Source organism: Clostridioides sp. ES-S-0005-03, from assembly GCF_020658455.1.
Taxonomy (GTDB): domain Bacteria; phylum Bacillota; class Clostridia; order Peptostreptococcales; family Peptostreptococcaceae; genus Clostridioides.
Map to the genome: position 1 here is coordinate 295,449 of NZ_JACVWI010000003.1, position 25,271 is coordinate 320,719.

Annotated in this window: 18 protein-coding genes and 1 other annotated feature; of the genes, 15 read left to right on the forward strand and 3 right to left on the reverse strand. The window is 28.6% G+C overall.

Features of this window, described 5'->3' with window-relative positions; genetic code table 11:
- The first annotated feature begins 42 nt into the window (after positions 1 to 42).
- From IC218_RS14060 to IC218_RS14125, 13 genes are all read left to right on the forward strand, one after another.
- Positions 43 to 2,109 (forward strand): ATP-dependent helicase, encoded by a 2,067-nt coding sequence (locus tag IC218_RS14060; RefSeq protein ID WP_227824733.1) that lies wholly within the window; start codon positions 43 to 45, stop codon positions 2,107 to 2,109.
- A gap of 302 nt (positions 2,110 to 2,411) precedes the next feature.
- Positions 2,412 to 2,626 (forward strand) — a binding site (T-box leader).
- Positions 2,627 to 2,854: 228 nt separating this feature from the next.
- Positions 2,855 to 3,670, forward strand: a complete 816-nt coding sequence (locus IC218_RS14065) for a transporter substrate-binding domain-containing protein (protein WP_227433422.1) — start codon at positions 2,855 to 2,857, stop codon at positions 3,668 to 3,670.
- Between the two features lie 27 nt (positions 3,671 to 3,697).
- Complete coding sequence (locus IC218_RS14070; protein WP_227433421.1) at positions 3,698 to 4,375, forward strand: amino acid ABC transporter permease; 678 nt, start codon at positions 3,698 to 3,700, stop codon at positions 4,373 to 4,375.
- A gap of 58 nt (positions 4,376 to 4,433) precedes the next feature.
- On the forward strand, positions 4,434 to 5,156 hold the full coding sequence (locus IC218_RS14075; protein WP_227433420.1) for an amino acid ABC transporter ATP-binding protein: 723 nt from the start codon (positions 4,434 to 4,436) through the stop codon (positions 5,154 to 5,156).
- Between the two features lie 657 nt (positions 5,157 to 5,813).
- Entirely contained in the window at positions 5,814 to 6,965 is a 1,152-nt protein-coding gene (locus IC218_RS14080) for a cysteine desulfurase family protein (RefSeq protein WP_227433419.1), read from the forward strand.
- A 45-nt stretch (positions 6,966 to 7,010) separates the two neighbouring features.
- Positions 7,011 to 8,186, forward strand: coding sequence for a tRNA uracil 4-sulfurtransferase ThiI (gene thiI / locus IC218_RS14085; protein WP_227433418.1), 1,176 nt, complete (start codon positions 7,011 to 7,013; stop codon positions 8,184 to 8,186).
- A 38-nt stretch (positions 8,187 to 8,224) separates the two neighbouring features.
- A complete protein-coding gene (gene crcB, locus IC218_RS14090) occupies positions 8,225 to 8,599 on the forward strand; it encodes a fluoride efflux transporter CrcB (protein ID WP_227433417.1) in 375 nt (124 codons plus the stop codon).
- 46 nt (positions 8,600 to 8,645) lie between these two features.
- On the forward strand, positions 8,646 to 9,455 hold the full coding sequence (locus tag IC218_RS22085) for a prepilin-type N-terminal cleavage/methylation domain-containing protein (RefSeq protein WP_285894571.1): 810 nt from the start codon (positions 8,646 to 8,648) through the stop codon (positions 9,453 to 9,455).
- A 253-nt stretch (positions 9,456 to 9,708) separates the two neighbouring features.
- Complete coding sequence (locus tag IC218_RS14105) at positions 9,709 to 10,347, forward strand: nitroreductase (RefSeq protein ID WP_227824734.1); 639 nt, start codon at positions 9,709 to 9,711, stop codon at positions 10,345 to 10,347.
- Between the two features lie 24 nt (positions 10,348 to 10,371).
- Positions 10,372 to 11,229, forward strand: a complete 858-nt coding sequence (locus tag IC218_RS14110; RefSeq protein WP_227824735.1) for a FlxA-like family protein — start codon at positions 10,372 to 10,374, stop codon at positions 11,227 to 11,229.
- A 985-nt stretch (positions 11,230 to 12,214) separates the two neighbouring features.
- The gene (locus tag IC218_RS14115) at positions 12,215 to 13,918 is read left to right on the forward strand and encodes an InlB B-repeat-containing protein (protein WP_227824736.1); all 1,704 of its coding nucleotides are present in this window, start codon (positions 12,215 to 12,217) and stop codon (positions 13,916 to 13,918) included.
- A 169-nt stretch (positions 13,919 to 14,087) separates the two neighbouring features.
- The gene (locus IC218_RS14120; RefSeq protein ID WP_227824737.1) at positions 14,088 to 16,703 is read left to right on the forward strand and encodes a cell wall-binding repeat-containing protein; all 2,616 of its coding nucleotides are present in this window, start codon (positions 14,088 to 14,090) and stop codon (positions 16,701 to 16,703) included.
- A gap of 127 nt (positions 16,704 to 16,830) precedes the next feature.
- Positions 16,831 to 18,501, forward strand: coding sequence for a GGDEF and EAL domain-containing protein (locus IC218_RS14125; protein ID WP_227824738.1), 1,671 nt, complete (start codon positions 16,831 to 16,833; stop codon positions 18,499 to 18,501).
- Between the two features lie 102 nt (positions 18,502 to 18,603).
- On the opposite strand, the gene pflA is transcribed toward IC218_RS14125, so the two are convergent.
- Together pflA and pflB are read right to left on the reverse strand one after the other, a co-directional pair.
- On the reverse strand, positions 18,604 to 19,338 hold the full coding sequence (gene pflA, locus IC218_RS14130; protein ID WP_227824739.1) for a pyruvate formate-lyase-activating protein: 735 nt from the start codon (positions 19,336 to 19,338) through the stop codon (positions 18,604 to 18,606).
- A 159-nt stretch (positions 19,339 to 19,497) separates the two neighbouring features.
- Complete coding sequence (gene pflB / locus IC218_RS14135) at positions 19,498 to 21,729, reverse strand: formate C-acetyltransferase (RefSeq protein ID WP_227824740.1); 2,232 nt, start codon at positions 21,727 to 21,729, stop codon at positions 19,498 to 19,500.
- A gap of 360 nt (positions 21,730 to 22,089) precedes the next feature.
- Here pflB and IC218_RS14140 point away from each other — a divergent pair, with 360 nt between their 5' ends.
- Positions 22,090 to 23,085, forward strand: coding sequence for a calcium/sodium antiporter (locus IC218_RS14140; RefSeq protein WP_227824741.1), 996 nt, complete (start codon positions 22,090 to 22,092; stop codon positions 23,083 to 23,085).
- 90 nt (positions 23,086 to 23,175) lie between these two features.
- Entirely contained in the window at positions 23,176 to 24,789 is a 1,614-nt protein-coding gene (locus tag IC218_RS14145; RefSeq protein WP_227433407.1) for a DEAD/DEAH box helicase, read from the forward strand.
- A 314-nt stretch (positions 24,790 to 25,103) separates the two neighbouring features.
- Here the strand turns inward: IC218_RS14145 and IC218_RS14150 are convergent, their stop codons facing one another.
- Entirely contained in the window at positions 25,104 to 25,241 is a 138-nt protein-coding gene (locus tag IC218_RS14150; protein ID WP_413927331.1) for a DUF6506 family protein, read from the reverse strand.
- Positions 25,242 to 25,271 lie beyond the last annotated feature (30 nt).

The window sequence follows — 25,271 nt, forward strand, 5'->3', positions numbered from 1 at the left end:
AGTTTATAATTAAAAAAGAAAATAGGATGATTATAAATTAAGGTGGTGGATGTAATAATCACAACAAATATAGATATAAGACAGTTAAATGAAAATCAACTAGAAGCAGTTGAACATATAGATGGGCCTTGCATGATACTTGCAGGGCCTGGTTCAGGTAAGACTAGGGTAATTACATATAGAATAGCTAATATGGTAGTAAACAAAAATATAGCACCAGCAAGAATATTGGCGATAAGTTTTACCAAAGCATCCTCAGTAGAAATGAAAAATAGAGCATTGAGTTTAAGTGATGATATAAGACTCAATAAGGTAACATATGGCACTTTTCATTCTGTGTTTTTTAAGATTTTGAGGTATTTTGAAAGGTACAATTTAGATAGCATATTTGATGAAAAGTCAAAGAGGATAACAATAAAGGCAATATTAAAAAGTCTAAATATAGAAAATGCAGATGATGATGAAAATATAGGTCAAGTTATAAATGAAATATCTTATGTAAAAAATGAACTTATGGATAAGAATGAATTTAGCTCAGAAGTGTTGACAAAAGATGAGTTTTTAAAAGTATATAATTTATATGAAGAGCAAAAATCAAAAGTTAATAAGATTGATTTTGATGATATGCTTATAAAGACTTATTATTTGCTTTTGAATAATAAATCAGCCTTAGAAATGGTTAGGAATGTATATAAATATATATTGATAGATGAATTCCAAGATATAAATAAAGTGCAATTTGAGGTTTTAAAGTTAATTTGTAATCCACTAAACAACATATTTGCGGTTGGAGACGAAGACCAAAGTATATATGGTTTTAGAGGAGCTAGACCAGATTTTTTGCTTGAATTTGAAAAATATTTTAATAATACTAAAAAAATAGTGCTGGATGTAAATTATAGGTCTAAAAGTGAAATAGTAAATACTGCAAACAGGCTTATAGAAAAAAATAGAAATAGATATGAAAAAGTTATTAAATGTAGTCAAGGTAAGGGAGGCATTGTGAGTTATATTTCTCCATATGATTCAGAGGAAGAAGCTTTACATATTGCCAAGGAAATAATTGACGAAATAAAAAAGGATTATGTAGAGTATTCAGATTTTGCAGTAATTTATAGAACTAATATACAGTCAAGAGCCTTAGTAGATGTATTTATGGATATGAGAATTCCATTTGTAGTAAAAGATTCAGTAATTACAATATATGACCATTGGGCAAGTCAGGATATACTAGCATATTTAAGAATAGGTATTAATCCAAAATCAAATAAAGATTGGTTAAGAATTATAAATAAGCCATTTAGATATATATCTAAAGATAATGTAAATATGGTTAAAGATGAAAAAGATTTTGTAACAGCACTAATAAACAAATGTAACCTTCATCCCAAACAAGTCAAAACAATAACAGATTTGGAGATAGACTTGAGCTATTTGAATACTTTAAATCCTAAAAATGCAATATCTTATATTAGAACTAGTCTTGATTATGATAGATATGTCTTGGATTACTGTAGCAATAGAAAGATAAAGACTAATGGGCTTGTAGAGATATTAAACGAACTTGAGAGCTCTGCTACAAATTTCAATACAGTGACAGAGTTTTTAGACCATATTGAGAGAGTAAAGATTGAGTTAATGGAAAATAACAAGAATAAACAGACTGATGGTGTTATATTTACAACTATGCATAGTGCAAAAGGATTAGAATTTAGGAATGTCTATATTATAGGTGCAAATGAAGGAACAATACCTCATGAAAAATCATATGATATTTGTAAGGAAGAAAAAAAAGAGGAACAATTAGAAGAAGAAAGAAGACTTATGTATGTAGCTATTACAAGAGCTGAAGAAAAACTATGTATAAGTTCTACTTTAAATAAATATGGTAAAAAAGTTGATAAATCATTGTTTATCAATGATATAAAATCTCCAACTAAAAAAGAAATTGATAGTATTGGTGTTGGTGATAAGGTATACCATAAAAAATTTCACGAAGGCGAAATAATCAAAAAAGATGGAAACATGTTTACGATAAAGTTTAAAGATAGAGAGCGAACTTTAGATTTGAAAACTTGTTTATTGAAGAATATAATCCATATTATTTAACTTAGTATATAAAATTTAATAAATATAAGATATATTATTTATAAGTATTTAAGCAATGAAAATGAAAAAGAAAAATATTATTTATAAGCATTTAAGAAATAGAAACAAATAAGAAGTATATTATTTGTAATTACCTAAAGAACAGAAATAAATAAGAAATACATTATTTATAAATATATGGATAATATCAACAAGCATGTAATACAATATCTAAATTTTAGAAAATAAAATTATTAAAAAAATAAAAAACTTATTGACAAAAATATTAGAAGGAAGTACAATTGTATTAACAATTTAAGGAAACAAATCCAGTGATAGAGAAAGTAGCATATATGGATTTACAGCGAGTTAGGGGTTGGTGTAAGCCTAGCAATGAAGTCTATGTGAAGAGAGCTCTGGAGGAAATTATCAGAAGTTTTAGTTAGTATGATAATTGGTTTGCCCGCCTTAAGGGATTGAGAGGATAAGTACTTACTTATCAAAAAGAGTGGTAACGCGGATATAATTCGTCTCTTAGCTGTAAAGCTAAGGGACTTTTTTGATTTTAAAATTAAAATATCCCTGTAGCTATAAAGGCTAAAATTCACAAATTTTGAAGGTTGTATAAGTATTTATCAATAAGAGTGGTAACGCGGTAAAGTCGTCTCTTAGTCATTAAAGACTGAGGGACTTTTTTTGTAACTCGAAACATTAAAGTATTAAAAATTTGAGGGAAAATTATAATTAAAAGAGAGGGGTAGTTAAAATGAAAGTATTTAAAAAATTATTAAGTTTAGGATTAGTATTAGGATTAACATTATCGCTAGTAGGATGTAGTGGTGGAGAAGAAAAAACAAAATTAGAGCAAATAAAAGAAAGTGGAAAATTAGTTGTTGGTACTAGTGCAGAATTCCCACCATTTGAATTTCATAAAGTAGTAGATGGTAAAGATTCAATAAAAGGATTCGATGTAATGTTGGCTGAAGAATTTGCAAAGGAACTTGGTGTAAAGGTTGAAATTAAAGATATGTCATTTGATGGATTAATAGGTGCTTTAAATGCAGACCAAGTTGATATGGTTCTTGCAGGGATGTCTCCAACACCAGAAAGAGAAAAGAGTGTTGATTTCTCAGAATTATATTATTTAAGTAGAAATGCAGTTATAGTTAAAGATGCAGATATAGACAAAGTAAAAACTGAAGACGATTTGAAAAAACTTAGAGTAGGGGTACAGGCAGGAAGCATTCAAGAAGAATATGTAGTTAACACTCTAAAAATGACAACTACAAAATCTTTAAAAGCAGTACCTGACCTAATCACAGAATTAAAAAATGGAAATATAGATGCAGTTGTTGTTAATGAAGCAGTTTCTTTAATAAATGTTAAAAAATATGATGGAATAAAAATGGCAAATACTGAAGTTGGTAAAGATGTAACAGAAGGTATGGCAGCAGCAATTAAAAAAGCTGATAACAACAAAGACTTTATAGAATTATTAAATAAAAAAATAAAAGAATTACAAGATGGTAAAAAAATAGAAGAATTTTTAAATGAAGCATCTACTGAAGCTGCTTCAAATTAGTAAGAAAGTTATGTGGGAGATGAAATTATGAGTTTAGATTTTAGTTTTTTAAGTAGATTTGGGACTTCTTTTTTGGAAGGAACAGGTGTGACAGTAGGAATTTCTCTTGTGGCATTATGCTTTGGATTTGTAATAGGTATAATTATCTGTATGGCAAAAATATCAAAGAGTAAAGTATTAAGAGTAATATCATCAATCTATATTGAGATTTTAAGAGGAACACCATTATTAGTACAGATATATATAGTATGGTTTGGATTACCTCAATTAGGAATAAGATTCCCTATGTTATTTGGTATACCAAGTGAATTTATAGCTAGTGCATTTGCATTGTCAGTAAACTCTGGTGCATATGTGGCAGAGATACTTAGATCAGGTATACAATCAGTTGATAATGGACAAATGGAAGCAAGTAGATCATTAGGATTAAATTACTGGTCAACTATGAGATATATAATAATACCTCAAGCTATAAAAAATATACTACCTTCATTAGCAAATGAGTTTATTACACTTGTAAAAGAATCTTCAATAATATCTGTAATAGGTGTTGTTGAGATAATGCGTACTGCTGATATAGTAAAAAATGCAGCATTCAGAGCATTAGAGCCATTAATAGTAGCAGCAGCAATTTATTTTGTTATAACATTTACTCTATCAAGATTAGTTGGATTATTAGAAAAGAAACTATCTGTGTCTAACTAGATGAGAGCATGTTTAGCATTTAGGGAAAACATAGAATAGTAAAAAGGAAAGTGATAATATGATTACAATAAAAAATTTAAGTAAATCTTTTGGAGATTTAAATGTATTAAAAAATATAGACTTAGAAATCGCTAAAGGCGAAATAATGGTTATAGTAGGTCCAAGTGGCTCTGGTAAAAGTACACTTCTTAGATGTATGAATTTATTAGAAATACCTACAGGTGGAGAGATAATATTTGAAGGAAAAAATTTAGTTGATAAAAAAACTAATATTGATGAAGTTAGACAAAATATAGGTATGGTGTTTCAGAACTTTAATTTATTCCCACATAAGACTATTTTAGATAATATAACATTGGCACCAATTAAATTAAAAAAAATGACTAAGGAAGAAGCAGAAAAAAAAGCAGAAGTTTTATTAAGTAGAGTTGGTCTTTTAGATAAAAAAGATTCATATCCGTCACAATTATCTGGAGGGCAAAAGCAAAGAATAGCAATAGCGCGAGCTCTTGCTATGGAACCAGATATGATGTTATTTGATGAGCCAACATCTGCTCTTGACCCAGAAATGGTAAATGAAGTTTTGGATGTTATAAAAGAACTTGCTAAGGAAGGAATGACAATGGCAATTGTAACTCATGAAATGGGATTTGCTAAAGAAGTTGCAGATAGAGTTATCTTTATAGATGGAGGAAGTATTCTTGAGGAGGATTCTCCAGAAGAAGTCTTTGGAAATCCAAAACACGATAGAACAAAATCATTCTTAGCAAAAGTGTTATAATATATAAAAAAAGGATGTATTGATATTAGAAATTCAATACATCCTTTTTTAGTGATAATTAATATGATTTTTAAAATTAAAATTATACTGACATTAACTTTATCTTAGCTTAATATTATATTTTTGCAGAAAAAAAAAGAGCTCGGGGTAAGCTCTTTTTTTCCATCGAATTAGTTTCCGATATTAATTCGATTTTTAATAAATATAAAATATATCCTTATGAAAGGGTATTGGGAATAGATATATTAACTAACTAGGGTTACCAGGGGGATAACCTTAATTTATTATAACAAAATGCGACACAAAAATCAATATTTTTTTTGATATAAATTATAAAAGTTATTTTTATAACAAGTAAGCTTATAAAAATAGACTTTATAGCAAAAATAAGTATATGTATAATATAATATATTTATTTTATATAATATATTATTTTATCATATATTGTATGTTATCACGTATTTTTGTAGGGTATAGTATAAATATATTATATTTTAGCATAAAATTTTGTAGTTAAGTGAAAAAACTAGATTTTTATGAAAGAAGATTCTATAAACTTAAGATTATCTTTTTAATAAAGATTAACAAAAAAAATACTGTAATTAATGGTATAATAATTAGAGTTGAAGATTTTAAATAAAGGCAGGTGTAATTAAGTTGGAAATATACTTAGATAATAGTGCAACTACAAAACCTTATCCAGAAGTTATAGATAAAATGGTATATGCACTTAGTACGGATTATGGAAATCCTTCTTCTGTTCATAGAAAAGGTGTGGAAGTTGAAAAAGGTATAAAAGAAGTAAGACAGATTATAGCTAAATCTCTAGGCGCGAAAGATAAAGAGATTTATTTTACATCAGGTGGAACAGAATGTAATAATACTATAATAAGAGGTATTGCCAATCTAAATAAGAAGAGAAGAAATCATATAATATCTACAAATATAGAACATCCTTCTGTTTTAAACACACTAAAAGATTTAGAAGAAGATGGATTTGAAGTAACTTACTTAGAGGTCGGAAAAGATGGAAAGATAAATATAGAAGATTTGAAAAATGCTATAAAATCAGCTACATGTTTAGTAAGTATGATGCATGTTAACAATGAAATAGGAACTATACAGCCAATAGATGAAGTTGGAAAATATCTGAAGTCTTTAAAAGAGAAGATATATTTCCATGTAGACGCTATTCAATCATATGGAAAAATAAACTTTAGACCATCTAAATACAATATAGATTTTATGAGTGTAAGTGCACATAAATTTCATGGTCCAAAGGGAATTGGATTTATGTATATTAAGGAAAATAATCGCTTAAAGCCTATGTTAACAGGAGGAGGACAAGAAATTGGAATTAGGTCTGGAACAGAAAATGTACCTGGAATATATGGGCTTGGAGAAGCTGTAAATATATTAAGTAAAGATTTAGATGCTGTTATTTTGAAGATAAATAACTTAAAAAACATATTTAGAAATAAAATAGTTGAGAATATAGAAGATATAAAAATTAATTCTCCAGAAGATGGCGTATGTCATATATTAAATGTATCATTTATAGGTACAAAAGGAGAAGTTTTACTTCATTACCTAGAGCAAAAAGGAATTTATGTGTCAACTGGATCTGCATGTTCTTCTAAGAAAAAAGGTAGTCATGTTTTGAATGCCATAGGTCTTACAAATGAAGAAATCAATGGAACAATAAGGTTTAGCCTATCTGATATGAATACAGAAGATGAGATATCTGAAGCTGTGAAAGTATTAAAAGAATCAATTTGTGATTTAAGGTCAATAATGAGAAAGAAATAAAGAATACTGTATAAATAATAAGAAGAAAGTAGTTTAAGAGGTGAAATGGTGTATAATATATTAATAGTAAAGTATGGAGAAATTGGAGTAAAAGGAAAAAATAGATATATATTTGAGAATAGACTTATAAGAAATATAAGAAATATGTTAAAGCCAATTGGCAAATTTAATGTATATAAAGAGTATGGAAGAATATATGTCGATTTAGAAGATTATGATTATGAAGAAGTTATTGAAGAAGTTAGAAAAGTATTTGGTATAGTAGGTGTGTGTCCTGGAGTAAGAGCTAAAAAAGATTATGATACATTAAAAGAAATAGCTTTAAAGATGCTAGAAGAAAAAATAGATGCTGGATATAAAACTTTTAAGGTAGAGTCAAGAAGAGGAGATAAGTCTTTTAGATTAACTTCTCAAGAAATGAGTATGGATATAGGTGGGTACTTATTATCAAAGGTAGGAGATAGAATTGATGTTGATGTAAGAAATCCAGAAGTTAAAATAAAATGTGAATACAGAGAATTTCATACTATGGTTTATAGTGATACTATACCTGGATACGGTGGATTACCACTTGGAACTAATGGTAGAGCGATGTCTCTTTTGTCTGGTGGTATAGATAGTCCAGTAGCAACATGGATGGTCGCAAAAAGGGGTATGGAAGTAGAAGCAGTGCATTTTCACAGCTATCCATTCACAAGTGAAAGGTCACAAGAAAAAGTTAAAGATTTAGCTAAGATATTAGCTAAATATTGTGGTAGAGTAAGGCTTCATAAGGTAAATATACTAGAAATACAAAAAGCAATTGGCGAGAATTGTAATGAAGAAGAAGCGACTATTCTTTCAAGAAGATTTATGATGAGAATAGCACAAAAACTTTCTGAAAAAAGACATTGTGATGCTTTGATTACAGGGGAAAGTATTGGTCAAGTTGCATCTCAAACTATACAAGGGCTTACTTGCACTAATGCTGTTGTAAATTTACCAGTATTTAGACCACTTATAGCTATGGACAAATCAGACATAGTTGATATAGCTAAGAAAATAGGGACTTTTGAAACATCTATAATACCTGAAGAAGATTGCTGTAGCGTATTTTCTCCTAGAAAACCTGTTACTAAACCTAGACTAGAAAAAATAGAAAAATCTGAGTTGTCACTTGATATTGAAAAATTAGTACAGGATGCAATTGACGGAATAGAGGTTGAAGACATAGAATTTTAATATGGAAGTGATTTAGTTATTTGGGGTAGGTGTTATATGTGATTCAAGTATTATATGTTGGTATTGGTGGATTTTTAGGAGCTATATTAAGATATTTAATATCTCTAAAGTTTGTAGGAACTAAGTTTCCATTTGGGACTTTGGTGGTCAATATTCTGGGTGGAATTTTAATTGGCTTTGTAATGGAAATGAGTATAAGGACAGATTCTATTTCTAATAATTTAAAATTGTTTTTGACAACTGGTTTAATGGGAGGACTAACTACATTTTCTACTTTTAGCTTCGAAACTGTAAAGTTTTTTGATAGTGGGAATTATATATTATTTGGACTAAACATATTTTTTAATTTGGCATTAAGTATTTTGGGAGTTTTTGTTGGAAGGACTTTATGTAGACACTTTATTACTGTATAGCAGATTAAATTAAACACTATAATTTTATTTAATGGGAATGATTATTATGAATAAAAAGGGTTTTACACTAATTGAATTATTGGTAGTTATATCTATAATAGGAATTTTGGTTATAGTTGCGTTACCAGCACTTTTTAAAAATATAGAGAAAAGTAAAGCAGTAACATGTCTTTCCAATAGAGAAAATATAAAGACTCAAATTGTTATTGCTGTGGCTGAGGAACCTAGCAAAGATAAAAAAGAAGTTATAAAAGATGTATTAAAAAATACGGATGGTAAGTATTTTGAAACAGAGCCAAAGTGTAAGTCAGGTGGAACATATTCAGCAGAGTTTGATGATGGTTATGATGGAATAACTGGAGAAGAAAGTATTGCAAGAGTTTATGTTACTTGTACAGAACATCCAGATGGTGTTGAGATGGCTAGAGATGTACACCAAAGTATGATGGACTTGATTGCATCATTTGCAGTAGACCCTTCTGTAATACCAGGGCCTTCAAAAGGGAATGATGCTTTTAGAAATTATTTACTAAATAATAAATATAAAAATGGGTGGCCTACAATTCCAGATGAATTTAAAAAGAAATATAATTTAAGTAAGGCAACATTATATATACAACCATATGCATATAACCCTACTGAATCTGATGCTACTGTAGTTGTATTTGCAAATGATAAGACTGGAGGTAATTGGTACACATCTTTAGTTTATGATTATGATGAAGGTAGATGGTATAAAGGTAACAATGGTATTTCTGTTGCAGGTAGGTCATGGAATGTTGATTCAGCTGATGGTAAGACTAAATCTGTAAAAACAGAGATTCATACAAAAGCTGGTTGGGGTCCTTTAAATTAATATAGTAAATTTTATCAACTTTACTGGTATTAATCGTTCTATAGAAAAATGATATTTTCTATAGTTGAGTGATACCAGTTTTGTATTTAAGTTTATTTGTGAGGTAGATATATTGATGTTTTGATATTATAAAAGCTTCACATATAAACTAAAAATAATTATAATAAGAATATAAAGAAGTTTAATTATAAAATTAATTTTCTAAAGATTTGGTATTTAAACTAACAAATACATAAAAAGGGGAATCGATGTAATGAATAATTTACAAGATAATCAAACAATAAACTTGATAAAAGAACGTAGAAGTATACGAAAATTTACAACAAAGCAAATTACAGATGAACAATTAGATACATTATTACATTGTGCATTTGCAGCACCTTCAGGGTGTAATAAACAGCCATGGCACATAACTGTTGTACAAGACCAGAAACTTTTAAAAGAGATTAGTGATGATACTCTTTCTAGAATTCATGAAGTTAGTAACGTTGAAATAAATAAAAATTTTAAATTATTTTATGGTGCACCAACTGTTTTATTTATTTCTTATGATGAAGAGAGTTCATGGGCTCCATATGATGTGGGAATACTTACAGGAAACATAACAACAGCTGCACAAGCTTTAGGGCTTGGGAGTTGCATAATAGGAATGGTTAGGGGGCTATTTACACCTGTTGAGCAAGGGGATATTGTAGGTCTTGTTAGTGTATTGGATGACAATGATGTAAAAGAATCAGATTCAATAAAGATGAAGTTTGATACAAATAAAAAATATAGAGAATTACTAGATATACCAGAAGGATATTCTGTACCATTTGGTATTGCTGTTGGTGTCCCAGAAGGGAATTTACCACAAGCTAGAAATGTAGTTTATAAAGTCTCTAGAGTTTAGAATATTTGAGTAGGAGTAGTTATAATGTCTATATCTGTTAATACAAGAAGTACACATGTAAATCAGAGTAATTATAGCAATAAAAGTAATGACAAGTTAGAAAAGTTTGATGAGCAAATACAGAAGCTAGAAAGTTTTATCACAGATTTGAAAACTGATAAAAATATGGATTCTAAGATAAAAAATATGAAAATTGAAGCATTACAACAACAAATTAATGATTTGAAAAATCAAAAACAGGAATATGCAAGTCAATTAATCAAAGAGGGTACACTTAAAAAAGAATCTAAACAATCTGATATTAATCAAGAAAATTCTCAAGATAAATACGATTATGTAAAAGGATTAACTTACTATACCACAAAGACTTTAGTGTCATCTGATTGTGATATAAAAAATATTTCTAAAACTAATAGTATGAGAATTAGTTTATCTGATGATATTCGTACTAAGAATATGGAAATGAGTAGTCAAACTCGTCATTCACCTACCAAATTCGATTTATTTGAGAGTGGTAAATTAAGTAGCGGATTAAGCAAGATTAATATGTCTTTTGGAGAACAACTATATGCTAGTACAGATAAAATTAAAGATAATAATAAAAAGCTAGAAGAAATTAAAGAAAATGAAAAGAGTAAGGAAGAAGAAATTTATGAAAATAAACAAGAATCTATGGATGTTATTACTGAAGAACATATAATTATATCAAATGATTCAGTTGATAAGTATAAAAATTCTGTTTTAAATAGTACTGAAAATATTAAAGAGGAAAATGTTAAAAAAGAAAACAAAATATATACAGAAACTGATAAAGTAGAATACATAATGGAAATTGCTAATTTAGAAAACAAACCTCATAGAAGAATTGATACTACTATTTAGATAGATACATTTTTATTTGGATTATGAGATACAGTTATAAAGTTTTATGTAATTGAAAATAGAAGGGACAAGGTTAAAAATAAAAATTATTTGCTTTAATCTTGTCTTCTATTATTTTATATTTATAGAATAATAAAATGAGTTTAATTAATTTAAGTATTATGTATAAAGAATATAAAGTCGAAAAAGATAAAAAAATAATAATAATATTTTGGGAAAAAGTGGTATAAGATTGAAATAAATAAAAAATCATGATACAATAAATGTAAAATAAAGGAAAAAGTGACCCTTAGTTATAAAAAGGGTTTTTTTTTATGTAAAAAAAACTATAAGAATATTATAAAAAATGTATATCAAAGCCATTCAAAATTTTTTGCCACTTCTAATAATTGATTATCAGTAAAAGTACTGAACGACTGTTTACAAGATAAAGAAATAATTATAATTTTAATAGTATATATATATAATTTTTTGAAAAAAATGTATATAAATGTAAAAAAAACTATTAATCATATAAATAGTGACTTTTTTATAACAAACGGAAACTATAATAACCATAATTAAAATAATTATTTTAATTGAAATAATTATTTTAATTAAAAAACTATTGATACTCTAAATACATATCATACTTATATCACAACTAATTTTTATGAAATTGAAAACAATTAAAGTTAATTACTTTAAGTAATATAAATATATAAAATATCTTACTTTATTGTTTTTTAGGTTGTTTAATTCTACAAAAATAAAATTAAAATGTCTAGTCTATAGAGCATTAATATCTTTGTGTAAAAATTAAATATATTTTTTATTTAATAAAAAGGATTTCAAGTGAAAATTAAATAAACTATAAAAACTTCACTTTTAAGATAGACTTCATAATAGATTAATTAGACTTTAAATAAATAGTTTTGATAAAGACTATGCAAAATAAAGTATGAAAAATCTGTTTGAAATAAAAAATATTGGAGGGGGATTTTTAATGAAACACAGATTGAGTAAACTAACATCTTTTTTGGCAACCTTAGCTTTAGTTGTTGGTGTAGGAGTACCATCATATGGACAAACTTTACCAGATAAAGTTAATAATGAAGTACTACAAAATACAGAGCGAAGATATGATATTAATGGAAGATATCAAGTAGATTTTCGTGCAAATATGGGAAATGGATATGTAACATTTTTCTCATTATTTGTCCCATGTGGTGGTAACTCATTAAATGTAAAATATGTATGGGGGAATGATCCAAAAGGAGGTTCTCAAGAAGGTTGGGTATTACAAATTAATGGGGAAAAAGTTTCAACTATTTATGGAACAAGCTATGGATTTCCTAATGGCATACCATCTGCAGGGATAACAGGAAGTCAAATGACAGGAATTTATTCTTTTGTTACAAATCGAGACATGTCTGGAGTAAGTTGGAGCTATACATCACCTAATACAGGTAATGGAAACGCTACAAGAACATCATATGCATCTACTGAGATTTCAAATACAAAACTTTCTATTAAGGTAAATTATAAAAATAAAGAAACAGGAGCTATAGTTGGGTCATATACAACTCAAGTTCCAGCTAAGTATGGAAATAGCACTGTTACACCTGATACCACACAAATTCCTGCTGGATATAAATTAGATCCGGCAAGTCAATCTAAAGTAGTAAATCTTGTTCAAAATGGAGTTAATCCAAATGTAGTTGATTTTACAGTTATTCCTGATAATGCAGGAGTTCCAGAAGAAGATCGTGTTCTTATAGTTGGATTTAAAGATAAAGATGGAAATAATGTTGGAAGTACTTATATAGAAGAAATTCCAGATATACTAGGGTCACATGATGTAACACCAAACACATCAAAAGTTCCTAATGGTTATAAGCTTGATCCTTCTAATCAAACTCAGACTGTTAATTTACAACCAACAGGTCTTGACAAGAGTATTGTTTATTTTACAGTAAGTCCTGATATTCCACTTGTAAATCGTATAGTTACAGTTAACTTTAAAGATAAAGATAGTGGAGCAATAATTGGAGACCCATATACAGTTACACTACCAGCTGAATATGGAAATCATAGAGTGGAATCTGATTCTACAAAGGTACCAAATGGATATGTACTTAATCCAGATAATCAATTTGAAATGGTAAATCTTAGTACAAGTGGTCTTGTACCAGATAGAGTTTACTTTACAGTAAGTAAGATGCCTTCAGAAGCAGAACGTACTTTAACAATTGGTTTTAAAGATAAAGATGGTAATATAGTTGGAGATACATACACAGAGGTTGTTAATGCTGTACTTGGAAACCATACAATAACTCCAGATTCTACAAAGGTTCCTGTTGGATATAAATTAGACCCAGCAAGTCAGTCTCAGACAGTTACACTTAATTCTTCTGGAATTAATCCAAATACAATTTATTTTACTGTAGCCGAAAAAACTTATAGGGTAGCTTATGTATCAAACTTCCCTTCAGGAGTAACTGTTTCTGGTTCAGCACCAGTTGATACAACAGAATATAAAAAAGGAGATACTGTGACTGTTTTAGGAAATACTAATGGGCTTGATGCTGATACTTATACATTTGTAGGGTGGAGTACAGTTAGAAATGATCCATCAACAATAGTATCAGGTACAATCACTATGAACGAAAGAAACATTATATTATATGCAGTGTGGCAAAAAAATTAATAATATAAGTTGTTTATTATTGTAATTTATAAGCTAGAATCTTATTTAATATTTATATAAGAATAAGATTCTAGTAGTTATAAGAAATACTGATATAGATTTTATCAGTATTTCTTTGTTTTACAAAATGAAAAATAAAATCAATTTGTATATGAGGAGGAGGGGTTTGATGAACCAAAAGTTAAAAAAGTTAACTATATGCATACTTACATTTGCTATAATTCCTTTAAATTATTCAAATGTTTTTGCTGATTATGATTTAAATAAGATATTTAATAAGCAGATTCAAGATAAAAGCTTAAGGAGAGTTAATAATATTACAATAACTTATGATGATAATGGGGCTACTGGAGGAACGATAAATGAAGCTGTACTTAGTGGGGGAAATCTTATTCATGGACCAGTAATAACAGGTCAAAAAGTATATGACCTTGATGATTTTGATTCTTATATAGCTTTCAGTAATAATCTTACAAAAGGAAACTATCATACTGATGCTTGGAGTGTCTCAAGTGACCATCTAGCCAGTGGTACTCAACCATATGGAGGAGGAGATTGGTTAGGAGGAACGGGTATTGATAGAGATATAACGCTTTACGCCATTTGGATTCCAGACTTTTTACAAGTAAGATATAACGGAAATGGAAATACTTCAGGTAATGTTCCATCAGATTCAAATAAGTATCATCAGAATGATAATTTGCAAATTAAAGGAAATGAAGGTAACCTTAAAAAAACAAATTATAAACTTACAAAGTGGAATACAAAAGCTGATGGCGCAGGAAAATCTTATAATTTAGGCTCAAGTTTTGAGGTATTATTAAACGATTATGACAATTTTAACATAGACCTTTATGCACAATGGGAATATGATTTGCAACTGGATGGTAATGGAGGAACAGGTACACTTCCAGATTTGCCAAAACCAGGAGAGGCTGACAAATTCCCAGGGTCAGGTGGACTTATCAATGGTGATGAAGAATTCATAGGGTGGAATACAGAAGAAGATGGAAGTGGTACATCTTTTAAAGAAGGAGACCCTATTCCGCCAAATATCTCAGGAGATACAATATATGCACAATGGGGATATAAATTAGATTATAACTTAAATGGAGGAGCAGGAAGTATATCAGAAGAAAAACATAAAAAAGGCGCTGAAGTAACTGTTACAAGCCAGATACCATCTAAAGTTGGATCAATATTTATGGGATGGAATACAAAAAATAATGGTGAAGGGACTTCATACAGAGATGGTGATAAATTTAACCTTACGAAAAATACAACTTTATTTGCACAATGGAAAGAGGAATGTAGAATAACATATGATAAAAATGGAAGTACAGGTACAGCTCCAATAGATAATAATGTATATGGAAAAGGAGATGAAGTTACTGTACTTGGTGATAATGGTTTAGTAGCACCCTCTGGTAGAGGAGGAAATTTTTATTGGAGTACAAAAGCAGATGATACAGGCAGTAGATATAAATCAGGAGAAAAGTTTAACATAAAGGATATAAATACAACCCTTTATGCATTTTGGACAGATAAATACAGAGTTAAATATGAAAATAATGGTGGACAAGGAGATGTACCTGAAGATGAACTGCATGATGGAAATGCAAATACAAGTGTAAAAGCGAATACAGGAAATCTTACAAAAGAAGGATACAAATTTATTGGATGGAATACAAAACCAGATGGTAGTGGAACTCCATATAAAGGTGATGGAAGTGAGATAATTAATGTTGATGATAATATAACACTTTATGCTCAATGGGAAAAGATATCTGATAATTCAGGTGGAGATGATAATTCAGGTGAAAATAGTGGAGGAAGTAGTGGTGGAAGTAGTGGAGGCTCATCTACTAATACAACTAGCCCATCAGAAGAAAATTTGACAGGTGATGATAGATATGAAACTGCTATAAAAATAAGTAAAAGAGGTTTTGAATCAGCTGAAAATGTGATACTAGTAAATAGTACATCAATACCAGATGCCCTATCAGCAACTCCATTTTCATCTACTAAAAATGCACCTATTTTATTAACTGAAAAAAATAAATTAAATACAAATACAGAAGCAGAGATAAAAAGATTAAAAGCAAAAAATATTTATATAATAGGTGGAGAAAATACATTAAGTTCCGATTTAGAAAAAGAATTAAAATTAAAAGGGTTTACTATTGTAAGAATAGGTGGAGTGGATAGATATTCAACTTCTCTAAAACTTGCTAAAGAAATAGATAAAATAGTAGATGTAGAAAAAGTATCTGTAGTCAATGGACACGATGGATTAGCAGATGCAATAAGTGTTGGTGGTATTTCAGCACAAAATAAAACTCCAATAATTCTTACAAATATAAAAAATGAGATGATATCTATTAAAAAATTTATAGATGAAGAAGAAATATCAAAATCTTATATTATAGGAGGAGAAACTTCTTTGCCAAAATCTATAGAAAAACAATTTCCAAATCCAAAGAGAATAGGTGGAGAAGATAGAAATAAAACAAATTCAAAAGTAATAGAAGAGTTTTATAAGGATAAAGAACTAAGAAATCTTTATGTAACAAAAAATGGGATGTTAAGAGAAAATGATTTAATAGATGCTTTAACAGTAGGTGTTTTAGCAGGTAAAAATAAATCGCCAGTAATGATTGTAGCAAAATCACTTGATGAGTCTCAAAAAACTTTAGTTAAAAGTAAGAAATTTGATAAGATAACTAAGGTAGGAGGAAATGGAAATGAAGATGCATTTAATGAGATAAAAAAATTAGTAAAATAGTATAATCTAAATAAGAATATTTTGTTGATTAAACTACACCAATAGTAATAAATTATAACCCTACTTTTATTTTTATTATAAGTAGGGTTATAATCTTACTATATTACTTATATTGTAGGGGGAAAAGATGAGAGAAGAACTAAACTCTTTAGATTTAAATCAGGTAGAAATTTTCTTTGAACTTTTATCTCAAAATACAGAAGATTATATTTTTTTTTGGGATATAAATAAGAATAATTTTAAAATATCCTCAACCGTTTTTGATGAATTTAATCTAAGTAAAGATATAGAATATGATTTAGTCGATTGTTGGAGCAAAATTATTTATCCAGATGATGTTCAAGTGTGGAAAGACGATATACAAGTCTTGCTAAATGGAGAAAAGGATGAACACAATTTAGAGTATAGATTAATAAACAAGTATGAAGAGATAGTATGGGTTTCTTGTAGAGGTAAAGCTTATGTATCAGATGATAAAAAAACTATAATTATGGTTGGTAGGATAAAGAATATAGGCGAAAAGAATAAATTTGATTCTATCACAGGGACATGGAATAGAGAACAATTTGAATACAGAATGAATTGTATTACAAAAGAGAAAATCTATACAAGTGGAGCTATGTTTATCATGGATATTGATAATTTTAAAAATATAAATGAGAAATATGGACACTCTTATGGTGACAAGGTTTTGCGTGCAATTGCTACAGAAGTTTTAGAATATTTACCTAAGGATGTTAGATTGTACAGATTAGATGGAGACGAATTTGCATTTTTTTACCCTATGTGCAATAAAGAAACTATAGAAAATTTATATGAAAAAATACAATTGTATACAAATACTCAGCATGAAATCGAATCAAATAAATATTATTGTACAATAACTGCGGGGGTTGCTATGTATCCAGAAGATGGAGATAATTATTTGGACTTATTTAAACATGCTGATATTGCGTTAGATATCGCAAAAATTGGTGGTAAAAATAGAATGAAGTTTTTTTCAAAAGAACTCTATGAAAATAAGTTAAAAGTAATTTCAATGCAACAGAAGTTGAGAGAGTGTGTTGAAAATGATTTTAATGACCTTGAATTATTTTTCCAGCCACAGGTAGATGCATTTAACAAAAATGTCATAGGAGCAGAGGCACTTTTGAGATGGCATTCAAATACTTATGGAGAAGTATCTCCTGTTGAATTTATACCAATACTAGAACAAAGTAATCTAATTATACCAGTAGGAAAGTGGATTATAAAAAAGGCTGTAAAACAGTGTAAAGAATGGCATAAAGTAAATCCAGATTTCAAGATATCTGTAAATGTATCATATATTCAACTAAAGGAAGATTTTTTTAGAGATTTTATAATAGAATGTTTGATAGAATATCAATTAAAACCTGAATTTTTAATTTTAGAATTAACAGAGAATTGTTGGATACCAGATATAAATTTATTGAATGATAAGTTTATTAGTTTAAAAAGTATTGGAGTACATATTGCAATTGATGATTTTGGTACTGGATATTCATCTTTAAATTATCTTAAAGAGTTATCTGTTAATATAATAAAGATTGAAAGAAGTTTTGTTAAGAATATTACATATAATAGTTATGAACATACCTTCCTAGAATATATTATTAAATTAGCTCATATTATCAACTTAAAAGTTTGTGTTGAAGGTATTGAGTCCTATGAAGAATACAATATAGTGAAGAGTTTAGGTGTAGATATTATTCAAGGTTTTTTATTTGGTAGACCTGTAAGTGCATCTGAGTTTTATAGACTTCAATTATCAAATTGATGAGTGTAGATAAAGTATACTAAAAATAAGGTGAAATATAAGGTTTTTTAAATCTTATATTTTACCTTATTTTATTGTGATAACTATTAATCTCAAGTAGTATTAGCTATTATACACTTTTGCCCCAAACTTAGAGATTATTTCACTAGCTTTTTTAATATCTTCTTTGGTAGCATCAGGAACATCTTTTAATTCATAATCAATACCTAGATTTTCCCATTTGTGTATTCCCATAGAATGGTATGGCAGTAATTCGAATCTCTCTACATTTTTTAATGTAGCAACGAATTTACCTAATTTTTCTAAGTTGTCTATATCATCAGTAATTCCAGGAACTAAAACATGTCTTATCCATACTGGAATATTTCTTGATTCTAAGTGTTTAGCAAGTTTTAAAGCTTTATCCATACCCACACCAGTCAAATCAATAGATTTTTCTTCAACCATATGTTTTAAATCAAGCAAAACTAAGTCAGTATTATCTAAAACTGAGTCTATAGTTTCTATATCTACAAATCCAGATGTATCTAGACAAGTGTGTATGTTATTTTCTTTAGCTTTTTTAAATAGCTCACTTAAAAACTCTGGTTGAAGAGTAGACTCGCCACCAGAAGCAGTAATACCTCCACCAGAAAACTTCATAAAAGAAGTATACTTAAGAGCATCAGTTATTATTTCATCAACTGTATATTCTTTTCCAGATTTGGTATCCCATGTATCTCTATTATGACAGTATTTGCATCTAAGAGGACATCCTTGAAAGAATAGTATGTATCTTATTCCTGGACCATCTACAGTACCAAATGTTTCTATAGAGTGTACCTTTCCATTAATCATAGAGTTCACCTCACAATATATTTTGATAACTTTATTAATAGTTATAATATTTCTCTAAAAAAGGCCATCTTATACCAGAAATAATTCAAGTATAAGATAGCCATTTATTTTTATTTTCTACACAGTAGTAATCTTAGCTAAAGTATAAAAATTTAAAGACTAAGCCATTTTACCGTGGAATGTTCTGTTTATAACATCTAATTGTTGTTCTTTAGTTAATTTTATGAAGTTAACTGCATATCCAGAAACTCTTATAGTTAATTGTGGATATTCTTCTGGATGTTCCATAGCATCTTCTAAAGTAGCTCTATCAAATACATTAACATTTAAGTGATGAGCATTTTGAGCGAAGTAAGCATCCATCATTGCAGAAAGATTATTTATTCTTTCATCCATATCTTTTCCTAAAGCACCAGGTACTATAGAGAAAGTATTAGATATACCATCTTGAGCATGCTCATATGGTAATTTAGCAACTGAAGATAATGAAGCTAAAGCACCATTAGTATCTCTACCATGCATTGGGTTTGCACCAGGAGCAAATGGAGCACCAGCTCTTCTACCATCTGGTGTATTACCAGTTTTCTTACCATAAACAACATTTGAAGTTATTGTAAGTATAGATTGAGTAGGATAAGAATTTCTATAAGTTTTATTTTTTCTTATCTTATTCATGAAGCTTTCAACTAGCTCTACAGCTATACTATCAACTCTATCATCGTTGTTTCCGTATTTTGGATAATCTCCTTCTATTTCGAAATCAACAGCTATTCCTTGTTCATTTCTGATAGTCTTAACTTTAGCATGTTTTATAGCAGATAATGAATCCGCACAAACTGATAATCCAGCCATACCACAAGCCATAGTTCTAAATATATCTCTATCATGTAATGCCATCTCTAATGCTTCATAAGAGTATTTATCATGCATATAATGTATTACATTTAAAGTATTTACATATAAGTTTGCTAACCAATCAGTAAATGGTTCAAATTTACTCATAACTTCATCAAAGTCTAAATACTCAGAAGTTATAGGCTCAAATCTTGGTCCAACTTGAGCACCAGATTTTTCATCAATACCACCATTTATAGCATATAATAAAGTTTTTGCTAAGTTAACTCTAGCTCCGAAGAACTGCATTTGTTTACCTATTTTCATTGCAGATACACAACAAGCTATACCGTAATCGTCTCCCCAGTATGGTCTCATTAAATCATCATTTTCATATTGAACTGAACTTGTATCTATAGATACCTTAGAACAGAAATCTTTGAATCCTTGAGGTAATCTAGTTGACCATAAAACTGTTAAGTTTGGTTCTGGTGATGGTCCTAATGTATATAGAGTATTTAACATTCTAAATGAGTTTTTAGTAACTAATGTTCTACCATCTACTCCCATACCTCCTATACACTCAGTTACCCAAGTTGGGTCTCCAGAGAATAAATTGTTGTAATCAGGAGTTCTTAAGAATTTAACCATTCTTAATTTCATAACAAAATGGTCCATATATTCTTGTAATTCTTCTTCTGTCACTGTTCCAGCTTTTAAATCTCTTTCAAAGTATATATCTAGGAAAGTAGATGTTCTACCTAAAGACATTGCAGCACCATTTTGGTCTTTAACAGCAGCTAAATAACCAAAGTATAACCATTGTACAGCTTCTTTTGAGTTAGTTGCTGGTTTTGATATATCAAAGCCATAAGATTCAGCCATCTTTTTAAGTTCATTTAAAGCTGATATTTGTTCAGTTATTTCTTCTCTTAGTCTTATAACTTCTTCATCCATGCAAGAAACTTCTAACGATTTCTTTTGTTCAATTTTATCTTCTATTAAGGCATCAACACCATATAAAGCAACTCTTCTATAGTCACCTATTATTCTACCTCTACCATAAGCATCTGGAAGACCTGTTATTATACCAGATTTTCTAGCAGCTCTCATTTCTGGAGTATATGCATCAAAGACTCCTTGGTTATGTGTTTTTCTATATTTAGTAAATATTTCTTTTATTTCAGGGTCTAATTCATATCCAAAAGCATCACATGAATTTTCAACCATTTTTATACCACCATATGGCATAACCGCTCTTTTTAAAGGGGCATCCGTTTGTAATCCAACTATTGTTTCTAATACTTTATCTAAATATCCTGGAGCATATGCAGCTATTCCAGAAATAGTTTTTGTATCTACATCTAAAGTACCACCATTTTCTCTTTCTTTTTTAAATAAGACCATTGCTTTGTCCCATAGTTTTTTAGTGTTTTCAGTAGCACCAGCTAAGAAAGAGTCATTTCCTTCATATGGAGAATAGTTTAATTGTATAAACTCTCTGACATTTACTTCTTTAGTCCATCTTCCTGTTTTAAATCCTTGCCATGCATTCATTAAGTATTTCCTCCTTAGATTTAAATGATAAATAATGTTGTTAAAATTAATTTTTATATACTTAATTTGTTTTATATATTTTTTTAAAAATATATTTTCTAATATAATAATAACATATTATGCGTATTCTGTATACAAGAAAAATAAAAAAATGTCGTTTTAAAGTATAAAACAAATTATATGTTAGTAATGTGATGAAATTATACCCATATATTAATAAAATGAAACAAATAAATATCTAAAATAATAAGGTAATATTTGAAAAAATTATAAATTAGAAATAAATAAATCTCAGTACAAAAAAGAAAAAGCATACATCTTGATAACTTGAATATTTATTTAATAGGGGGAGGTGATATATTGTTTATCACAGTGATATTATTTTTAGTAGGTTTCCTATTAATTACTAAAGGCGCAGATATCTTTATAAATTGTACTGTAGAGATAGGTAGAAAAACGAATATTTCAGAAATTATACTTGGAGCAACTATTGTTAGTTTTGCAACAACATTGCCTGAATTTACAGTGTCATTACTTGCTTCTATTGATGGTCACACTACAATGAGTTTAGGAAATGCAATTGGTTCTATAATATGTAATACAGGGTTAGCATTAGGTTTAGTTGTTTTTCTAAGTCCATTTAATGTAGATAAAAAAATGTTTTTTTCTAAGTCTTTACTATTAATGGTATCTGTTATAGTTTTAATTTTATTGGGGTTAGATGGAGTTATAACAAGAGGAGATTCATTATTACTTATAATAATATTGATTTTTTATATGGTTAATAACTATAAGAGTGTTGTAGGAAAATCGAATACTAAAAATAGAGGTATTCAAAAAGATACTATTAAAGAAATACCTATAAAGAAGAGTAAACAGTACAGAGGTTTTTCTATAGCAGAAATTATAAAAATACTAATACTTTTTGCTACAGGCTTAATAATGATGATAATAGGTTCTCAAATTCTTATAGAGAGTGGTGTAAGAATAGCTAGTTTTCTTAATATACCTCAAGGTATAGTGAGTTTGACTATAATAGCACTTGGAACTTCTTTACCAGAGATAGTGTCTTCAATTACTGCCATAAGAAAAAATCATCATGAAATATCTGTAGGAAATATTCTAGGTGCAAATATATTGAATATAGTATCAGTAATAGCTGTATCAGCAATACCAAATGACATACCAATATTATCTCAAAATAGAAAACTTGATATACCATTCATGATATTATTATTGTTATTAGTAATAGTACCAACTCTTAAATCAAATAGACTTAGTAGACTACAAGGTGTATTAATGTTATTTACATATTTTATATATATATCAATTTTGTATTTTATGTATATTATTTAATCATACTGTTAAAAATATTAATTGCAGAATATCCTAAAAAAGTATATAATGGATAGGTTAAGATTAATTGATAACGGAGAGGAATAATATATGAATATAACAAAGTTTGAAGATTTACCAATAAGTGAGGGAATAAAAAAAGCTATAGCTGAAATGGGGTTTGAAGAGCCATCTCCTATACAAGCACAGTCTATACCTGCAATTTTGTCAGGTAAAGACGTTATAGGACAAGCACAAACTGGTACGGGGAAAACAGCAGCTTTTAGTATACCTATACTAGAAACAATAGACCCAAATAATAGAAGTTTACAAGCTGTAGTACTTTGCCCAACAAGAGAGCTTGCAATACAAGTATCTACAGAAATAAGAAAACTAGCTAAATACTCGCACGGAATAAAGACATTACCTATATATGGTGGTCAACCAATAGATAGACAAATAAAATCTCTAAAGAGTGGTGTGCAAGTTGTAATAGGTACACCTGGACGTACAATAGACCATATTAATCGTAAAACATTAAAGATGGATAATGTAAAAATGATTATACTAGATGAAGCAGATGAAATGCTAGATATGGGATTTAGAGAAGACATAGAAATGATTTTAAGTAAGATTCCTGAAGAAAGACAAACAACTTTCTTTTCAGCAACTATGCCAAGAGGAATTTTAGATTTAACTAAGAGATATCAAAAAGACCCAGAACATATAAAAGTTGTTAGAAAAGAACTTACAGTTTCAAATACAAAACAATATTATATAGAAACTAGATCATCAAATAAATTGGAAGTATTATGTAGATTAGTTGATGTGTATGACCCTAAATTATCTGTTGTTTTCTGTAATACTAAAAGAAAAGCAGATGAGTTAGTAGGAGATTTACAAGCAAGAGGATATTTTGCAGATGCATTACATGGTGACTTAAAACAAACACAAAGAGATATAGTAATGGATAAGTTTAGAAATGGTACAATAGATATACTTGTTGCTACTGATGTTGCGGCTAGAGGTATAGATGTTGATGATGTTGAATGTGTATTTAACTATGATTTACCACAAGATGAAGAGTACTATGTTCATAGAATTGGTAGAACTGGTCGTGCTGGTAGAGAAGGTATGTCATTTACTTTTGTATTTGGAAAAGAAATGAGAAAGATGAAAGATATAGAAAGATATACTAAATCTAAATTAATCAAGCATAATATACCAACAATAACTGATGTTGAAGAGAAAAAAGTAGGCTCTTTCTTTGCACAAGTTAAACAAACTATAGAAGAAGGTCATTTAACTAAACAATTACAATGGTTAGAAAGTTTCTGTAATGATGAAGATTATGCAATGGTTGATATTGCTGCTGCACTTGTTAAGTTATCTCTAGGGGAAGAAATGAAAGAAGAAATAATAGAAGAAAAACCTAGAAGAGAACGTGGAGATAGAAAAGGTGCTACTGGAGCTAAAGATGGTATGATTAGATTGTTTATCAATATTGGTAGAAATCAAAGAATACAAGCTAAAGATATCGTTGGTGCTATAGCTGGAGAAGTTGGAATACCAGGTAAAATGGTAGGAACTATAGATATATATGATAAGTATACTTTTGTTGAAATACCTAAAAAAGATGCAAAAACAGTAATTGAAAAAATGAAAGATATTAAGATAAAAGGTAACAAAATTAATATAGAAAAAGCCAATAAAAAGAAAAAATAATATATAGTATATAAAAATATAATCGAAAGATATATAAAATAGTATATTGAATATTTAAAAAGCCTAATGTGTTTTCAAAACAGATGATAAATAATCTGTAAGAGTCAACAACATAAGGCTTTTATTGTTTTATATAATAGTATTATTAAAGACATTTTAAATTTTGTTTGTGCTTTATTTACATAAGTATAAAAAATATATTAGAAAATAAATAATCAAATAAAAATTAATATATGATTTTCATTTGATAATGGAAGTAAGAGATTGATTTATCACTTTATGATAGGCACATGTATAGAGAAAAACACCACTTACTAGAATATTTCATCGCCACTCTTAAAGCCAAAGGCTGGATGAAAATCAAATTTAACTGCACCCACAGCAACCTTAGGTCCAACAGCCTTTTTAATTCTATAAATACCCTCATTGCCGAAACCAGCACATAGCTCAATAGCTGTATATCATTTTTCCTCATTTTCTTG

Bases quoted from the DNA above. Each gene is read 5' to 3' on its own strand.
- IC218_RS14115 (WP_227824736.1), top strand. From the start codon at position 12,215: ATGAAACACAGATTGAGTAAACTAACATCTTTTTTGGCAACCTTAGCT.
- IC218_RS14065 (WP_227433422.1), top strand. From the start codon at position 2,855: ATGAAAGTATTTAAAAAATTATTAAGTTTAGGATTAGTATTAGGATTA.
- thiI (WP_227433418.1), top strand. From the start codon at position 7,011: ATGGTGTATAATATATTAATAGTAAAGTATGGAGAAATTGGAGTAAAA.
- IC218_RS14145 (WP_227433407.1), top strand. From the start codon at position 23,176: ATGAATATAACAAAGTTTGAAGATTTACCAATAAGTGAGGGAATAAAA.
- IC218_RS14110 (WP_227824735.1), top strand. From the start codon at position 10,372: ATGTCTATATCTGTTAATACAAGAAGTACACATGTAAATCAGAGTAAT.
- pflB (WP_227824740.1), bottom strand. From the start codon at position 21,729: ATGAATGCATGGCAAGGATTTAAAACAGGAAGATGGACTAAAGAAGTA.
- IC218_RS22085 (WP_285894571.1), top strand. From the start codon at position 8,646: ATGAATAAAAAGGGTTTTACACTAATTGAATTATTGGTAGTTATATCT.
- IC218_RS14070 (WP_227433421.1), top strand. From the start codon at position 3,698: ATGAGTTTAGATTTTAGTTTTTTAAGTAGATTTGGGACTTCTTTTTTG.
- IC218_RS14120 (WP_227824737.1), top strand. From the start codon at position 14,088: ATGAACCAAAAGTTAAAAAAGTTAACTATATGCATACTTACATTTGCT.
- IC218_RS14075 (WP_227433420.1), top strand. From the start codon at position 4,434: ATGATTACAATAAAAAATTTAAGTAAATCTTTTGGAGATTTAAATGTA.
- IC218_RS14105 (WP_227824734.1), top strand. From the start codon at position 9,709: ATGAATAATTTACAAGATAATCAAACAATAAACTTGATAAAAGAACGT.
- IC218_RS14125 (WP_227824738.1), top strand. From the start codon at position 16,831: ATGAGAGAAGAACTAAACTCTTTAGATTTAAATCAGGTAGAAATTTTC.
- pflA (WP_227824739.1), bottom strand. From the start codon at position 19,338: ATGATTAATGGAAAGGTACACTCTATAGAAACATTTGGTACTGTAGAT.